Source organism: Actinomadura sp. DC4 (assembly GCF_030406325.1).
In the GTDB taxonomy this organism is placed as follows: Bacteria; Actinomycetota; Actinomycetes; order Streptosporangiales; family Streptosporangiaceae; genus Actinoallomurus.
The window spans coordinates 143,755-159,783 of the sequence record NZ_JAUEQY010000024.1; the positions used below are offsets into that span (position 1 = coordinate 143,755).

Genomic DNA, 16,029 nt, shown 5'->3' on the forward strand with positions numbered 1-16,029 from the left:
TCAGTCCAGCTTGTTGATCATGCTGTTCGCCGCCATGACGAGGTAGTCCCAGAGCATCTTCTCCAGCGGCTCGGGGAGCTCCAGCTCGTTGACGGCGTCGCGCATGTGCGCCAGCCAGGCGTCGCGCTCCGGCCCGCCGATCGGGAACGGCGCGTGTCGCATGCGGAGCCGCGGATGGCCGCGCCGCTCGCCGTACGTGCGCGGGCCGCCCCAGTATTGGATGAGGAAGAGCCGAAGGCGCTCCTCGGCGGGTCCGAGGTCCTCTTCCGGGTAGAGGGGGCGGAGCAGCGGGTCGTCCGCGATGCCCTCGTAGAACCGGTGGACGAGCCGGCGGAAGGTCTCCTCGCCGCCGACCGCTTCGAAGAACGTGACTTCTTGTGCCATGGCGTGCCCAGCCTATGCGGCCGAGGTGTCCTGCTTGAACGTGGCCACGTTGAGGCCGGCGGAGTCGAACGCCTTCTTGACGCGTTCGCGCAGCTCGCGCGCTGCCTCGGCCTGCCGGCCCGGCGCGGTCTTGCAGACGACGCGCACGACGACCGCCTCGCCGGACAGCGCCTGCACGCCCCACACGGTGGGGTCCTCGATGATGTCCTCGTCCCAGGGCGGGTCGACGGCCATCGCCGTGGCGGTGTCGGCCAGGATCGTACGGACCTTGTCGAGGTCGACGTCGTACTCCACCGGCACGTCGAGCACGACGCGGGCCCAGTTCTGCGACTCGTTGCCGACCCGCTTGATCTCGCCGTTCGGGACGTACCAGACCACGCCGTTGACGTCGCGCAGCCGGGTCGTGCGCAGCGTCACGGCCTCGACCGTCCCCTTGGCCCCGCCCACGTCGATCACGTCGCCCACGCCGTACTGGTCCTCCAGCAGCATGAAGATGCCGGTGAGGAAGTCCTTGACGAGGTTCTGCGCGCCGAACGCGACGGCGACGCCGATGATGCTCGCGCTGGCCAGGAACGGTGTGAGGTCGAGCCCCATGTAGCCGAGCACGGTGATCGCGGCGGTGCCGAGGATGATGATCGAGGCGATGCTGCGCAGCACCGACCCCATCGTCTCCGCGCGCTGCCTGCGGCGCTCGCTGACGAGCACCGGGCTGCCGTCGAAGATCGTGCGGGTGCGCTCGCGGATGCGCTCGGACATCGTGCCCTCGGCCATCCGCAGTGTGATGCGGGTGATCATGCGGTTCACGAAACGGCGCAGGAGCAGCGCGATGATCACGCACAGGATGATCTTCAGGAGCATCGTGATCAGGCTGTCGCCGTCGAGCCAGTCACTGTAGGTGTGGGTGACGTGACCGTTGTGGCTGAGGTTCCAGGTCAGCTGGCACCCCATGCTGACCGGCTGACGGCAGTAGTCCACCGCCTTTCCCTTGTCCGCCAGGAACGGCAGTACAGAGGAAGCGGATGACACGAGCACAGAAGGAACCCTCCCCGTCGGCCCCGATCCTGGGGCCGCCTAGCCTGCGAGCCAACCCCCGATGTTAGGCGAAGGAGGAGGTGCGGGTGGCCGGTTGCGGTGTGTGCTCCACCACCGGAGCGGCCGTTACGAAGGGTCCCGCGGGGCCGGTCAGTCCGCGCCACCGGTCACGGCCCCGCGGGACGCGGTCGCCCCCTAGCCGCGATGAGCCTCCAGTACGCGCGCCACCTTGACGGCGGCCCCGGAGGGATCATCGACGACGTGTAAAGGCTCACCCCAGGACCACCAGAAGTACCAGGGCGGCTGGTCCGCGGCGCCGGGCGCCGGCGCGCACATGACGTTTTCGGAAAGACTCGCTGCGTCGGGGTTCACGACTCTGCAGAAGGCCGGCCCCGAGCGAGAGCGGACCACTCTGGCGATCAGACCGTGTTCGCATAACTCGCGTACGAGTCTCTCGAGATATCCCACCCGGCGTTCATCCGGCATTTACGCCAAATCCTCTCTTACACTGCGGACGCGGTCGGTCACGCGGTGCGAGACTCGCAAGATTCATGCGCCCTGGTCAAGGGCAGATTCCGGGCTCATGGACCACATTCACCCGACTTGGGGGAAGGATTCTCAACCGGCGCATGAGGAACCTCCGCTCCGGTGGATCTCCGGAAGCTACTCTCATGGTTGTTTCCGACGAATCGGTTGGCTTAGGGCAACACTAGAGTTACGCTGCGTACAGAAATATCTCCCCCGAAGCCACGATTACCGGTCGGGTCTTTTACCCGAGGAGGCCGGAAATGCCAGATCCTTCGGAGACCGACCCCTCTCGCAACGACACGGAGCCTCCGCGAAAAGAAGCCGAACTCGCCCGCGTCATCCGAGCCCGCGGGCTCGCTCAGGGGCACACACCACCTGAGATCGCCAAGGACATCCACGACGGATGTGCGCCGATCCACGGCACCACCCGGATCAAGGCGCACCGCCTCGCGCACGGCATCGCGCTCTCCGATGTCGTCGCCCAGGTCAGGGCGTTATACGAGCTGGACGGCCGACCGCTGCCCAAGCTCGGCGAGACGCTCCTGTCCGCGTACGAGAGCGGCTACAAGCGACCCGGTCCGGCCTATCAGCACGACCTCTGCCGGGTCTACCGCGTGGAGCCGGCGGACCTCGGGTTACCGGGGCCGTGCGTCTGCGGGCGCTCTCACGGCCTGCCGCGAGGCGGCGTGAGCGTCGTCTCCCCTCGCGAACCGGACGTCGTGCTCAGGCCCGGCGTTCCCCTCACCGACAACGCAAGACGACCACCGTTCTCCGCATCGCACATCTCCGGGGTCCAGTACCGCGCCGAGGACCTCCGTGGCGGTGCCGGAGAGGAGGAGGAGACAGTGCTTCGGCGAACCCTTCTGCAGATACTGGCCGGAGCGGGCGTGGCGCTCGATGGCCAGATCCTGGGGGCGGTGGACGGTGTCCGCCGCAGGATGGACGACACACTGGTGACGGCGTCGGTCTCCCCGACGATGCTGGACCAGTGGGAGGAGACCGCCCTCGGTTACGGCAAGCAGTACACCTCGACCCCACCGCTCCGCCTGCTCTGCGACGTCCTGCTCGACTTCAGCGAGGTCCGCCGCATGTGCGAGCAACGGCAGCCGATCGAGCTGCAGGAGCGCCTGTGCCGGCTCGCCGCCCAGCTCTCCGGGCTCGCCGGCGCGATCATGATCAACCTCGGCGACCACCGCCTGTCCCGATCCTTCTTCCGTACGGCCCGCACGGCCGCCGACGAGACCGGCGACCGCGGCCTCCGCTCGTGGGTGAGCGTGCGCGAGGCGCTCGTGCCGATGTACTACGGCGACCCTCGCGAGTCGCTGCACCTCGCCCGGCGCGCGCAGGACCTCGCAGGCCGTACGCCGAGCGCCGCCGCGGCGATGGCCCCGATCGTGGAGGCCCGCGCTCTCGGCATGCTCGTCAAGCGCGGCCGTACCGACGCCGCGAGCAGCGCCAAGCGCGCGATCGCCCGCGGGCAGGCCGTCTTCAGCCAGCTGAGCAAGGACCACGTCGCCGACACGGCGTTCGGCTACACCGAGCGGCAGCTCGCCTTCCACATCGGCGACACCCTCACCAACATGGGCGACCACACGCACGCCGACGAGTCGCTGCGCCGCGCCCTGACGCTCTATCCGCCCAGCTCCGAGCTCGACCGTACGCTGATCTCGCTGGACCGCTCGTGGTGCCGCCTGCAGAAGGGCGCCCCGGACGAGGCGCTCGACACGGCCAGACAGACCGTCCTCGCCCTGTCGCCGGGCCAGTTCACCGACATCATCGCCCAGCGGGCCCGTCAGCTCATCGGCGCCGCGGTGGCGGAGTACGGCGAGATCACGGCGGCCGCGGAGCTTCGCGAGGTGCTGGCCACACCGGTCAAGGCCGTCGACGAGAAGCAGACCTGAGCCCGTGGCGCGCGTGCTGGGTACCGCCGCCGCGCCCCGGCGCAGGCGAAGGGAGCCCCCGGTATGGACCTTCGCGGCGCTGCGCATCCGCAGATACTCCTCCGCGGACGGCGCGACGGTGCTGGCCCTCCACCAGGAGTGCCTGGCGCAGGTCGGCCTGCGCCCCGGTGACGGCGTCTACTACGACGACGACTTCGCCCACATCGAGGAGGTCTACCTCCGGGCGGGCGGGGAGTTCGTGGTCGGCGAGGTCAACGGCGTGATCGCCGCGATCGGGGGCCTGCGGCGGGTGAACGACGTGATCGCCGAGATGGTGCGCCTGCGGGTCCGGCCGGACCGGCAGGGCCGGGGGTACGGCGCGGCGATCGTCGCGGTGCTCGAAGAGCGGGCGGTGGAGCTCGGCTATCGCGTGCTGCACGCCGACACGACGGTCAAACAGCCGGTGGCCATGGAGCTGTATCGCTCGTCGGGCTGGCGAGAGATCAACCGCAAGGTCACCGGCGCGACCGTCACCGTCTACTTCGAGAAACGCCTGCCCCGCTGAGCGGGCGGGCGGTCAGCCGCAGCACCCGCCGCCGCAGCAGCCGCCACCCGCCTGGGGCGGAGCCGCGGCGCCGCCCGTCATGGCGACCGTCGAAAGGAGTTTCACCGTGTCGCCGTGGCCGTCCGGGCAGGTGGCGGGCGCGGACGCCTCGCTCATCGGCCGGCTCAGCTCGAACGTCGACCCGCACGCGCGGCAGCGATAGTCATAGCGTGGCACGGGATCAGAATACGTCCTTCTCCGGCGATCAGGCGGCCGGCTCGGAGACGTAGGGGGCCCACTGCGGGTCGCCGTCGTTGACCAGCCCGATCAGGCGCCAGTGGGCGCCACGCGGGACGGCGGGGGCGACGGGCAACTGCCAGCCCAGCTCGTCCAGGAGTTTGTCGGCCTTGCGGTGGTTGCACGGCATACAGGACGCGACGCAGTTCTCCCACAGATGCTTGCCGCCGCGGCTGCGCGGGATCACGTGGTCGATCGTCTCCGCGCGCCGGCCGCAGTAGGCGCAGCGGAAGTTGTCGCGCCGCATGAGGGCCGCCCGGGTGAGCGGCACCCGTTGTCGGTAGGGGATCCGCACATAGCGCAGCAAACGGATCACCGACGGCATCTCGACCACCACGGTCGCCGAGCGCAGCCGGGCACCGGAGACGTCATGGTGCACGATCTCCGCCTTCTCCCGGAGGACCAGGCAGACGGCGCGTCGCAGCGGCAGAGTGGTGAGTGGCTCGTATGTCGCGTTGAGGAGCAAAACCTGTCTCATCAGACGGCCTCCGGGACACAGGCGCCGGTAGCCCCGCGGGGCACGCTCCAGCGCGCCTCGGGACGAGGCTCGACGATCTCCAGCACCAGCGCACCCGCCACGAGGACCTCCTCACGGGTGATACCCGAACTGAAATCAGTGTGGCCGCTGAGATGTGGATTTCGCTACCCCATTAGCAGGCAATCGCTGTAAAGGGGTCTTCATCCCCGATGGTCAGCGGTGGTCCTGCCTGGGCTTGCGGCCGGAGGCACCGGCTCCGGGGGGAACGCCCCACGGCGCCGCGTCCACGGCGGACGGATCGTCGATACCGGGCAGGGCGGTCGGGGCCTCGTGCCATGACACCTGTGCGCTGACGCGCATCGTGCCGCTCACCGGTCCCAGCTTGGTCTTGATCCACCCGAGCCGCGTCTCGCCGGGCTTGATCGTGTCGTACCGGCAGACGACGTTGCTGCCCTCGGCGGTACAGGGCCGGGAGGCCCCGGCGACCTGCTGGCCGGCCGAGACCCGGTGCGTCGCGATGACGGTCTCGGCGCCCGCGGCGCCGCGGTTCGTCAGCATCCAGTGCCACGTGATGCTGGAGTTGTCCTTGGTGATCTGCGGGTTCTCGTAGACCATCCGCAGGTCCGCCGCCGGCGGCCTCGCGTCGGCGTGCGCCGCCGGCGTGACGGCCAGTAGTGCCGGCGCTATGGCCAGTACGGGAATCGCGAGTTGCGCGATGCTGCCTCTCATGCCAAACCCCCCGATCGACATGCGGAAACGTCCGCCGGGCCAGGCTATGGCTCACGGCACGGTCGCCGTGCCCGCGTCGCCGCCGGAGAGTCGCCGAACTTGGTCATGATTCGGTCAGTGAGGGGCCATGACCGGCGGTGAGGGGCCTCGCCTCATCCGCCCGTCGTGGCTCGGCCGCCACTCGGCGGCGGAAACGTGCAATCCGTCCCACCCATAAAACCGCTGCTTGCTCACATTTGCCGGTAAAGCACCCTGGACCGCCCTGACCATGGCGCTGATTTCGTAGAGTTCGCACATGAGCCGACCGCAGTACCCTTCCGCCCGCCGTGAGGATCTCGTCGAGGACGTCCACGGCCGCCGTGTCCCCGACCCCTACCGTTGGCTGGAGGACCCCCACGGCGAGGAGACCAAGACCTGGCTGACGGAACAGGACGAGCTGTTCCACCAGGAGGTCGACGGCCTGCCCGGCCGCGACCGTCTGCGCGCCCGGATCAGGGAACTGCTCGGCGCCGGCATGGTGGGCTCGCCGGTCTGGCGCGGCGACCGGCACTTCTTCATGCGCCGTACGGCCGACCAGGAGCACGCCGTGCTCTACACGGTCGACCCGCCGGCCGAGGGCGGTGCGGAGACCGAGCGGGCGCTGATCGACCCGATGACGCTCGACCCCTCCCACACCACGACGCTCGACTCCTGGCAGCCCGACAAGGAGGGACGGCTCCTCTCGTACCAGCTCTCCCATGGCGGCGACGAGGAGTCCAAGCTCTACATCATGGACATCGCCACCGGCGAGACGGTCGAGGGGCCGATCGAGCGGTGCCGCTACACCCCGGTCGCCTGGCTGCCCGGCGGCGAGGCCTACTACTACGTACGCCGGCTGCCCGCCGACCAGGTTCCGGCCGGCGAGGAGCAGTACCACCGGCGCGTCTATCTGCACCGGGTCGGCACCGACCCCGAGACCGACGACGTGATGATCTTCGGCGAGGGGCTGGAGAAGACCAACTACTACGGCGTCGGGGTCAGCCGCGACGGCAACTGGCTCACGCTGTCCTCCTCGCAGGGCACCGCGCCGCGCAACGACCTGTGGATCGCCGACCTGCGCACCTCGCCGCTGGAGAGCCCGGCGCTCGAGGTCGTCCAGGAAGGCGTCGACGCCGAGACGGGCCTGCACATCGGCCGCGACGGCCGGGCGTACATCTTCACCGACCGCGACGCCCCCCGGAGCCGGCTCTGCGTGACCGACCCGGCCACGCCCTCCCACGAGACGTGGCACGACCTGATCCCCGAGGACCCCGAGGCGGTCCTCACCGACTTCGCGATCCTCGACGACCTCGACCGGCCGATCCTGCTCGCCGGCTGGACCCGCCACGCGCTCAGCGAGATCAGCATCCACGACCTGGCGACCGGCGAGCGCATCGGCGAGGTGCCCGTGCCGGGCCTCGGCTCGATCGGCGGCATCGGCGAGCGCCCGGAGGGCGGCCACGAGGCCTGGTTCGTCTACTCCGACAACACCACACCGGTGTCGGTCCACCGCTTCGACGCCCGTACCGGCGAGATCAGCCTCTGGGCGTCCGCGCCGGGGGCCGTCGAGGTGCCCGACGTCGAGGCGACCCAGGTCACCTACACCTCCTACGACGGCACCGAGGTGCGGATGATCGTCGTGGCCCGCCCCGACGGCCGCGAGGGCCCGCGACCGGCGATCCTGTACGGCTACGGCGGCTTCAACATCCCGCTGACCCCGGCCTACTCCGCGACGACGCTCGCCTGGGTGGAGGCGGGCGGCGTGTACGTCGTGGCCAACCTGCGCGGCGGCTCGGAGGAGGGCGAGGACTGGCACCGCGCCGGGATGCTGGACAAGAAGCAGAACGTCTTCGATGACTTCCACTCCGCCGCCGAGAAGCTCATCGCCGACGGATGGACCACCGCCGAGCAGCTGGCGATCGCCGGGGGCTCCAACGGCGGCCTGCTGGTCGGCGCCGCGATCACCCAGCGCCCGGACCTGTACGCCGCCGCGGTGTGCTCCGCGCCGCTGCTGGACATGGTGCGGTACGAGAAGTTCGGGCTCGGCCAGACCTGGAACGTGGAGTACGGCTCGGCCGAGGACCCCGAGCAGTTCGAGTGGCTCTACGCCTACTCCCCGTACCACCACGTGACCGAGGGCGTCGCCTACCCGGCCACGCTGTTCACGGTCTTCGAGAGCGACACGCGCGTCGACCCGCTGCACGCCCGCAAGATGTGCGCGGCGCTGCAGCACGCGGCGGCCGGGGGACCGATCCTGCTGCGCAACGAGGCCCAGGTCGGCCACGGTTCGCGGGCGATCAGCCGTTCGGTCGACCTGACCGTGGACACGCTGGCCTTCACCGCCGCCCACACCGGCCTCACGGTCGACGGGTAGGCCCGGTGACCGAACGCGTTCTCAAGCTCCTCGACCCGGCCCCGCCCGAGCCGGACCTCGGCCACGGCTACCTCGACCTGCTCGGCGAGGTGGCCGGCCCGCACGACACGGTCGCCCAGCGGCTCATGCGCTCCGCCGGCCTGCCACGGATCTATGAGCACGTGTGGCGGCCGGTGGTCTTCGGCCTGTCCAAGGGCGGGCCGCTCGGCCCGAGCACGGCCGAGGAGTACGCCCTGGCCCGCGAGTGGCTGGGCCTGGCCGAGACGCCGGACGCGACCGTTCTCGACGTCGCGTGCGGCCCCGGCAACGTGAGCCGCGCGCTGGCCACGGGCCTGACCGGAGACGGGCTCGTGGTCGGCGTGGACGCCTCGGCGACCATGCTCGGCCGCGCCGTCGCGGACACCCCGCCCGGGTCCGGGGTGGAGTACGTCCGCTGCGACGCGGTCGACCTGCCGTTTCGTGAGGGCGCCTTCGACGCGGTGTGCTGCTACGGCGCGCTCTACCTCTTCGAGGACCCATGGGCGGCGCTCGCGGGCATGGCGAGGGTGCTGAGGCCGGGCGGACGCCTGGTCGTGCTGACCACCCGCCGCCCGGGCCTGCCGGTCGTCGGCCACGGGATGGGCGCCCTGAGCGATCTGACGGGAATCCGGATGTTCAGCCCGGCCGAACTCACGGAGGCCCTGGGCACGGCGGGCTTCTCCACCGTCCGCCGCCGCTCGTACGGCCTGATGCAGTTCGCCGGCGCCACCCTCGCCTAAGGCCCGTTCGAGAAGTGAATCACCTCCGCCGAACCGAGTGCTGCGCTACATTCTGGTCGGATTTAGTACGCCTTGCCCCCCTCGGGTGGCCAATTCAGCAGGGAGTCGGATCGGTGAGGAACCGAACAGTCGCTCTGGCCGCCGCCGGGCTCGCCGCCACATGGTTCGCGGTGAGCGGGACGACGCACGGCCACGGGGAGGCGCGGTCCGCGAGCCTCGCCGCGGCCGACGGCACGGCCGCGAACACCGGGCCGCTGCCGTTCGAACTGCCCGCCCAGAGCGTGCTGAAGGGTTCGGCGAAGAAGGTCTTCGCGCACTACTTCACGCCGTACCCGGTCTCGCTGGACGACAAGGCGGCGAGCGCCGACTACTACACCCGCAACTACCTGTCGGCGACCGGGGAGGGCGGGATCCACGCGGCGTACGGCGGGCTGCTGCGCGACCGCCCGCCGGCGCGTGACCCGATCGGCACCGGCTACCAGCTGAAGGACATGGAGACCGAGGTGTCGCGGGCGACCGCGGCGGGCCTCGACGGGTTCACCGCCGACCTGCTGTCGGTGAGTTCCTCCAGCGCCAACTGGGCCCGGGTCAAGACGCTCATCCAGGCGGCCGCGGCGACCGACCCGAACTTCAAGATCATGCTGATGCCCGACATGAACGGGCTCGCGAGTACGGACAGTGACACGCTCGCCGCCGCGGTCGCGAGTGTCGCCTCGTCGCCGGCCGTCTACCACCTCGCGGACGGCCGTCTGGTCGTCTCGCCGTTCAAGGCCGAGGCCAGGACCCCGGCCTGGTGGACGACCTGGATGAACACGATGAAGACCACGTACGGGATCACCGTGGCGCTGGTGCCGTGCTTCGTGAACGCCGGGTCCAACATGGACGCCTTCGCCCCGATCAGCTACGGCCTGTCCAATTGGGGCAACCGTAACCCCGCGGCGAACGCGAGCCTGAGCACGAACATCACCAAGGCACACAACCTGGGCAAGCCCTGGATGCAGCCGGTCTCGGTGCAGGACGAGCGGCCCAACCAGGGCGTCTACGACGAGGCGAACAACACCGAGAACCTCCGGCTCACCTGGACCGCCGCGATCGGCGGCGCCGACTGGGTGCAGATCCCGACCTGGAACGACTACTCCGAGGGCGCCCAGCTCTCACCGTCGGCCCGGCACGGCTATACCTACCTTGACATCTCGTCGTACTACCTGACCCGGTACAAGACCGGCGCGTACCCGGCGATCACCAAGGACGTCGCGTACCTCACGCACCGGATCCAGCCGGCCGCGGCCACGCCGACGACCGCGGAGACGAAGTTGATGGCGCTGCGCGGCGGCAGCAGCCCGGCACGTGACGACGTCGAGGTACTGACGATGCTCACCGCGTCGGCGACCGTCACGGCGACCATCGGCGGCGTGGCGCACACCTACACCGCCCCGGCCGGGGTGCACGCCGAGCTGTTCCCGCTGAAAGCGGGCGTGAACACGGTGTCGGTGAGCCGCGCCGGCGCCGTGACCCCCCAGGTCACGTCGCCGTTCACGGTCACGAGCACGCCGACGGTACAGGACGAGCAGTACTACGCGGTGGACAGCGGCCGGTAGCCCCTCGCGCTCCCAGGCGGTCATAGGGGCCCGGTCCGTCTCGTGTGGACGAGCGAGGCCGACGTGCCCGCACCGCCGTCGTGCGGTCAGGTGGTGACGGCGGCGGAGACGAGGCGGCACCCACGGCGGGCGAGCCGGGCGGTCGTGCTCAGGCCCGACGCGCTTTCAGGGACCGATCATGGTGGCGCCGATGGTGCGCCGGTCCTCCAGGTCGGTGTGGGCGCGCGGCCTGCTCCAGGCGGACCGTCCCGCCGATCGCGTCGAGACCACCGGCGCACCTCACCCGCCGGTCTCGGCCCGGACCGACGCCGCCCGGCCGGGCGCGATGTCGTCCAGGCCGTCGCCTGGTGGCTCGGACACGGCCGGCCGATGCCGCTGCGAGAGATCGCCGAGCGGACCGGCCGGCCGAGGCCTTCATCGCCTCAGAGCGCCGAGGGGTTCCCGAGCTGGGAGATGTCGCGCGCCGCGCCCGTCGAGGCGGACGTGGCCATCGCCGCGTACGCCTGCAGGGCCGCGCTCACCGGCCGGCGACGGTCGCGCGGGCGGTAGGAGCCCAGCTCCTTCAGGAGGCGCTCGCGGCGGGCGCGCAGCTCCTCCGCGGGCACGTCCAGGCTCAGCTCTCGGTTCGGGATGTCGATGACGATGCGGTCGCCGTCCTCGACCAGGGCGATGTCGCCGCCGCCCGCGGCCTCCGGGGACGCGTGGCCGATCGACAGCCCGCTGGTGCCGCCGGAGAAACGCCCGTCGGTGACCAGCGCGCAGGCCTTGCCGAGGCCACGGCCCTTGAGGAACGAGGTCGGGTAGAGCATCTCCTGCATGCCCGGACCGCCCTTGGGGCCCTCGTAGCGGATGACCACGACGTCACCGGCCTTGACCCGGTTGCCCAGGATGCCCTCGACGGCGTCCTCCTGGCTCTCGAAGACCACGGCGGGGCCGGAGAACGTCCACAGCTCCTCCTCGACGCCCGCGGTCTTCACGACCGCGCCCTCGACGGCGAGGTTGCCGTAGAGCATGGCCAGGCCGCCGTCCTTGGTGTAGGCGTGCTCGGCGTCGCGGATGCAACCCTCCGAGCGGTCGAGGTCGAGGGAGTCCCACCGGGTGTTCTGGCTGTACGGCTTGGTGGTGCGCACCCCGCCGGGCGCGGCGTGGAACACCTCCAGGGTCTCCGGCGAGACGTTCTCGGACCGGATGTCGGAGGAGTCCAGGAAGGCGCCGAGAGAGTCGCCGTGGATCGTGTGCACGGTGCGGTTGAGCAGCCCGGCGCGGTCGAGCTCGCCCAGGATGGCGGGGATGCCGCCGGCCCGGTGGACGTCCTCGATGTGGTACTTCGCCGTGGCCGGCGCGACCTTGCAGACGCACGGCACGCGGCGGGAGAGCTCGTCGATCTCCTTGAGGCCGAAGTCGACGCCCGCCTCGCGCGCGGCGGCGAGCAGGTGCAGGATCGTGTTGGTCGAGCCGCCCATCGCGACGTCGAGCGCCATGGCGTTCTCGAAGGCGTCGCGGGTGGCGATGCTGAGCGGCAGCACCGAGTCGTCGTCATCCGCGTAGTAGCGGTTCGTGATCTCCACGATCCGGCGGCCGGCGTCCTCGTACAGCTTCTTGCGCGCGACGTGCGTGGCCAGGATCGTGCCGTTGCCGGGCAGCGACAGGCCGATCGCCTCGGTCAGACAGTTCATCGAGTTGGCGGTGAACATGCCCGAGCAGGACCCGCAGGTCGGGCAGGCGTTCTCCTCCATCTGCGCGAGGGTCTCGTCGGACACGGACTCGTCCGCGGCGGCGATCATCGGGTCGATCAGGTCGAGCTTGGTGGTGCCGTCGACCGGCTTGCCGGCCTCCATCGGCCCGCCGGAGACGAACACGGTCGGGATGTTGAGCCGCATGGCCGCGATCAGCATGCCGGGCGTGATCTTGTCGCAGTTGGAGACGCAGATCATCGCGTCCGCGCAGTGCGCGTTGACCATGTACTCCACGGAGTCGGCGATCAGCTCGCGGGACGGCAGGGAGTAGAGCATGCCGCCGTGGCCCATGGCGATGCCGTCGTCGACCGCGATGGTGTTGAACTCCCGCGGGATCCCGCCTGCCTCCTTGACGGCGGCGGCGACCACCTGGCCGACCTCGCGCAGGTGCACGTGGCCGGGTACGAACTCGGTGAAGCTGTTGGCCACCGCGATGATGGGTTTACCGAAGTCTTCTCGCGCGACACCGGTGGCGCGGAGCAGCGCTCTCGCTCCCGCCATGTTCCTGCCGTGCGTTACCGTGCGTGACCTCAGCGGTGGCATGACCTCTCCATCCCCTTGTGCTCAGACTTCGATCGTACGGGGTAGGAGCAGAGGGCTGAGACACACCGTCTTACATAGCGGGCATAACCGGGGAATCCATGACACTTGACCATCTCGTCTACGCGACGCCGGACCTGGAAGAGAGCGTCCGGCTGCTGGCCAAGCTGACCGGCGTACGGCCGGTGGAGGGCGGGCCGCACCCCGACCTCGGCACCCGCAACCATCTGCTGGGCCTCGGCGAGCTGCGCTATCTGGAGATCATCGGCCCGGACCCGGAACAGCCCGAGCCCGAGCGGCCCAGGCCGTTCGGTATCGACGAGCTCACCGAGCCGCGGCTGGCCGCCTGGGCGGTACGCGCCGCCGACATCGAGGCGAGGGTCGCCCGATCGCGCACGCTGGGGTACGATCCGGGACCGATCGAGCCGTTGTCACGGCGGACGCCGGAGGGCGAGGTGCTCCGCTGGCGGCTGACCTTCCCGTACGAGCCGGTGGTGCCGTTCCTGATCGACTGGGGCCGCACGCCGCATCCGGCCCGCCGGCTGCCGGTCGTGCCGCTCACGGCCTTCAGCGGCAGCCATCCGCAGCCGGTGGAGGCCCGGAACCGGCTGTCCGCCCTCGGCGTTGAGTTCGACGTACGCGAGGGCGAACAGGGCCTGACCGCCATCCTCGGCGGCACCACCAAGCTGCGGTGAGCCTCAGCCTTCCGGGTACTTCGGCGGCAGTACGCGCGCCGCGGCGTCGAAGATGCGGTCGACGTCCACCGACGTGAGGATCTTCGGGCGGCGGCGCAGGTAGTTGCGGGCACGGGCGCCGGCGTAGACGTCGACCTCGCGGACCATCAGCACTTTCCACGAGATGGCCGGGCCGTAGATCGCAAGCGATGGCTGCACGGGCACCTCGTAGCCGAGCTCGCCGCTGATCAGCCGGCTCGCCTGCTCCGACTCCCAGCGGGCCTCATCGAGGCGCTCCTTCTTGTTGAAGGGGCCGAGGAACAGCTTGCGGTGCGACATCGCCCGCACCGGCAGCCGCTTGTCCCACTTTTCGGAGTCCACGGCGTAGACGCCGGTCGGGCCGATGACCAGATGGTCGATCTGCCCGTCGCTGACGCCCTCGTCGTCGCGCGGGACGGCGCGGGCGTGCAGGGCGCGGTAGCCGGCCTTCTCCATGCCGCGAAGCTGCCGCTCGGTCTTGCGCTCGGCGACGGACGGCTTGCGCCACGCCTCGACCGTCGACTCCTTGCGGTTCTTCAGCACGACGTCCACGACCACCACCAGGATGGCGACGGTGAGGCCGACCGGGATGTTGATGATGAGGGCGAACAGCAGGCCGAGGGCCAGCGCGGCGACGGACCGGCGGATCCACCTTTGCACCTGGGGGTCACCGATCAAGTCGCCGTACGTTTCCTCCTTCGGGCGCTCGAACGGGCTCTCCTCGGCGGGTCGCTCGTCGTCACGCTCCTGGGTGGAGGTGTGAGTTGACGTATCCCGCTCAACAGGGGCCATTATCGACACTCCGTGCTTGATCGACAGCAGCACACATGATCTTCCAATGGAAGCGTAACGAGCCTCAGCACCGAGTGCCTACCCGTGTAGGGTTGACACTTTTGTCTCCCCAAGATAGAGATTCGCACCCTTAGGACCGGGGTAGATTCATTGTCGTCCCCCAAGGTCGCCGTGCAACTTTCAGTGGGCGTACCGTCTACAGTTGTGACGCAAATTCATGACCTCAGCGCGCGCGAGCAGGCCGCAGCGATCCGTGACCGCGAACTCTCACCCGTCGACCTCACCGAACACTACCTGAATCGCATCGACCGGTTGAGCGACGAGGTCGGCGCCTTCGTCACGGTGACCGCCGAGATCGCCCGCGACCAGGCGAAAGCGGCGGAGAAGGCGGTCGGCCAGGGCGAGACCCCGCCTCTGCTGGGAGTGCCCGTCCCCATCAAGGATCTGAACATGGTGAAGGACGTGCCGATGACGCTCGGCTCGTCCGCCTTCGACGATTTCCAGGGATTCGCCGACGACCATGTCGTCACCCGGCTCCGCGAAGCGGGCACGATTCTTCTGGGCAAGACCAATACACCGGAATTCGGACTGCCCTGTTATACGGAAAACGCCGTTGCGCCACCCGCGCGTACTCCCTGGGATCTGTCCCGGTCCGCCGGGGGGTCTAGTGGCGGGGCCGCCGCCGCGGTCGCCGCGGGCCTCGCCCCGGTCGCCCAGGGCAGCGACGGCGGCGGCTCGATCCGGATCCCCGCGAGCGTGTGCGGACTGTTCGGCATCAAGCCGACCCGCGGCCGGATCAGCCACGGGCCGATCGTCCCTGACCTGGCCGGACTCTCGACCAACGGCCCGATCGCCCGCGACGTGCGCGACGCCGCGCTGCTGCTGGACGTCATGACCGGCAACGCCCCAGGTGACATGTATCACGCCGCGCCGCAGGAGGGGACGTTCCTGGCCGCCGCCGACCGCGAGCCGGGCCGGCTCCGCATCGGCCGCAGCGTCGCCTCCGCCGTGCCGGGAGCCGAAATCCACCCCGACTGTCTCGCCGCCTACGAGGCCGCGACCGAACTGCTCGTCGAGCTGGGCCACGAGGTCGAGGACTTCGACCTGCCCTTCACCTCCGACCTGGTGCCGCACTTCGAGACCCTGTGGGCGGCCATGGCCACGCTCACCCCGGTGGCGCCCGACCGCGAGGAACGTCTGCGCCCGCTCACGCGCCACCTCCGCGAGCGCGGCAACGCGATCACCGCGGCCGAGCTGTTCAGGGCGCAGGGGTCGCTGCAGCTCGCGGTCCGCCTGGCGATGCCGGCGGCCGAGGCGTACGACGTCATCCTGCACCCGACGCTCGCCCAGCCGCCCGTGCCGATCGGTTACTTCGAGGACGTCGACGCCGCGGAGAACTTCGAGCGGCAGAAGCGCTTCACGCCCTTCACCTCGATCTACAACGTGACCGGCCAGCCGGCGGTGAACGTCCCGCTGCACTGGACCGACGGCGGCCTGCCCATCGGCGTCATGCTCGTCGGCCGGATGAGCGAGGAGAACACCCTCATCTCCCTGTCCGCCCAACTCGAGGCCGCCCGTCCTTGGGCGGACCGGCATCCGCCGATTTGGGATTGATCCTGCGGGCATCG

The 16,029-nt window shown here is 70.1% G+C and carries 13 protein-coding genes and 1 pseudogene; 7 read left to right on the forward strand and 7 right to left on the reverse strand.

All coding sequences use genetic code 11. From position 1 onward, the window contains the following. Nucleotides 1–12 precede the first annotated feature (12 nt). A pseudogene (locus QWU11_RS33130) lies at nt 13–384 on the reverse strand (globin); the annotation flags it as partial. Between the two features lie 12 nt (nt 385–396). Then, a complete protein-coding gene (locus QWU11_RS33135; RefSeq protein WP_290118427.1) occupies nt 397–1,410 on the reverse strand; it encodes a mechanosensitive ion channel family protein in 1,014 nt (337 codons plus the stop codon). A gap of 794 nt (nt 1,411–2,204) precedes the next feature. On the opposite strand from QWU11_RS33135, the gene QWU11_RS33140 reads away from it, so the two are divergent. Then, complete coding sequence (locus QWU11_RS33140; RefSeq protein WP_290118428.1) at nt 2,205–3,845, forward strand: XRE family transcriptional regulator; 1,641 nt, start codon at nt 2,205–2,207, stop codon at nt 3,843–3,845. A 4-nt stretch (nt 3,846–3,849) separates the two neighbouring features. Continuing rightward, complete coding sequence (locus tag QWU11_RS33145) at nt 3,850–4,389, forward strand: GNAT family N-acetyltransferase (RefSeq protein ID WP_290118429.1); 540 nt, start codon at nt 3,850–3,852, stop codon at nt 4,387–4,389. A 12-nt stretch (nt 4,390–4,401) separates the two neighbouring features. Here QWU11_RS33145 and QWU11_RS33150 read toward each other — a convergent pair whose 3' ends face one another. The 3 genes from QWU11_RS33150 to QWU11_RS33160 all read right to left on the reverse strand — a co-directional run bounded on the left by QWU11_RS33150 (nt 4,402) and on the right by QWU11_RS33160 (nt 5,872). Then, nucleotides 4,402–4,605, reverse strand: coding sequence for a zinc ribbon domain-containing protein (locus QWU11_RS33150; RefSeq protein WP_290118430.1), 204 nt, complete (start codon nt 4,603–4,605; stop codon nt 4,402–4,404). 28 nt (nt 4,606–4,633) lie between these two features. Beyond that, complete coding sequence (locus tag QWU11_RS33155) at nt 4,634–5,143, reverse strand: HNH endonuclease (RefSeq protein ID WP_290118431.1); 510 nt, start codon at nt 5,141–5,143, stop codon at nt 4,634–4,636. A 213-nt stretch (nt 5,144–5,356) separates the two neighbouring features. Continuing rightward, a complete protein-coding gene (locus QWU11_RS33160) occupies nt 5,357–5,872 on the reverse strand; it encodes a hypothetical protein (RefSeq protein WP_290118432.1) in 516 nt (171 codons plus the stop codon). 295 nt (nt 5,873–6,167) lie between these two features. Between QWU11_RS33160 and QWU11_RS33165 the strand changes: the two genes are divergently transcribed. The 3 genes from QWU11_RS33165 to QWU11_RS33175 all read left to right on the forward strand — a co-directional run bounded on the left by QWU11_RS33165 (nt 6,168) and on the right by QWU11_RS33175 (nt 10,620). After that, a complete protein-coding gene (locus QWU11_RS33165) occupies nt 6,168–8,264 on the forward strand; it encodes a prolyl oligopeptidase family serine peptidase (RefSeq protein WP_290118433.1) in 2,097 nt (698 codons plus the stop codon). Between the two features lie 5 nt (nt 8,265–8,269). Beyond that, the gene (locus tag QWU11_RS33170; protein WP_290118434.1) at nt 8,270–9,022 is read left to right on the forward strand and encodes a methyltransferase domain-containing protein; all 753 of its coding nucleotides are present in this window, start codon (nt 8,270–8,272) and stop codon (nt 9,020–9,022) included. 113 nt (nt 9,023–9,135) lie between these two features. Next, on the forward strand, nt 9,136–10,620 hold the full coding sequence (locus tag QWU11_RS33175; RefSeq protein WP_290118435.1) for a glycoside hydrolase family 71 protein: 1,485 nt from the start codon (nt 9,136–9,138) through the stop codon (nt 10,618–10,620). 422 nt (nt 10,621–11,042) lie between these two features. Here the strand turns inward: QWU11_RS33175 and ilvD are convergent, their stop codons facing one another. Continuing rightward, a complete protein-coding gene (ilvD, locus tag QWU11_RS33180; protein ID WP_290118436.1) occupies nt 11,043–12,899 on the reverse strand; it encodes a dihydroxy-acid dehydratase in 1,857 nt (618 codons plus the stop codon). Between the two features lie 98 nt (nt 12,900–12,997). Here ilvD and QWU11_RS33185 point away from each other — a divergent pair, with 98 nt between their 5' ends. Further along, nucleotides 12,998–13,591: a VOC family protein gene (locus tag QWU11_RS33185; RefSeq protein WP_290118437.1), complete on the forward strand. Its 594-nt coding sequence runs from the start codon at nt 12,998–13,000 to the stop codon at nt 13,589–13,591. 3 nt (nt 13,592–13,594) lie between these two features. On the opposite strand, the gene QWU11_RS33190 is transcribed toward QWU11_RS33185, so the two are convergent. Further along, entirely contained in the window at nt 13,595–14,401 is an 807-nt protein-coding gene (locus QWU11_RS33190; RefSeq protein WP_290118438.1) for a nuclease-related domain-containing protein, read from the reverse strand. A gap of 204 nt (nt 14,402–14,605) precedes the next feature. Here QWU11_RS33190 and QWU11_RS33195 point away from each other — a divergent pair, with 204 nt between their 5' ends. Next, a complete protein-coding gene (locus QWU11_RS33195; protein WP_290118439.1) occupies nt 14,606–16,015 on the forward strand; it encodes an amidase in 1,410 nt (469 codons plus the stop codon). The last annotated feature ends 14 nt before the right edge of the window (nt 16,016–16,029 follow it).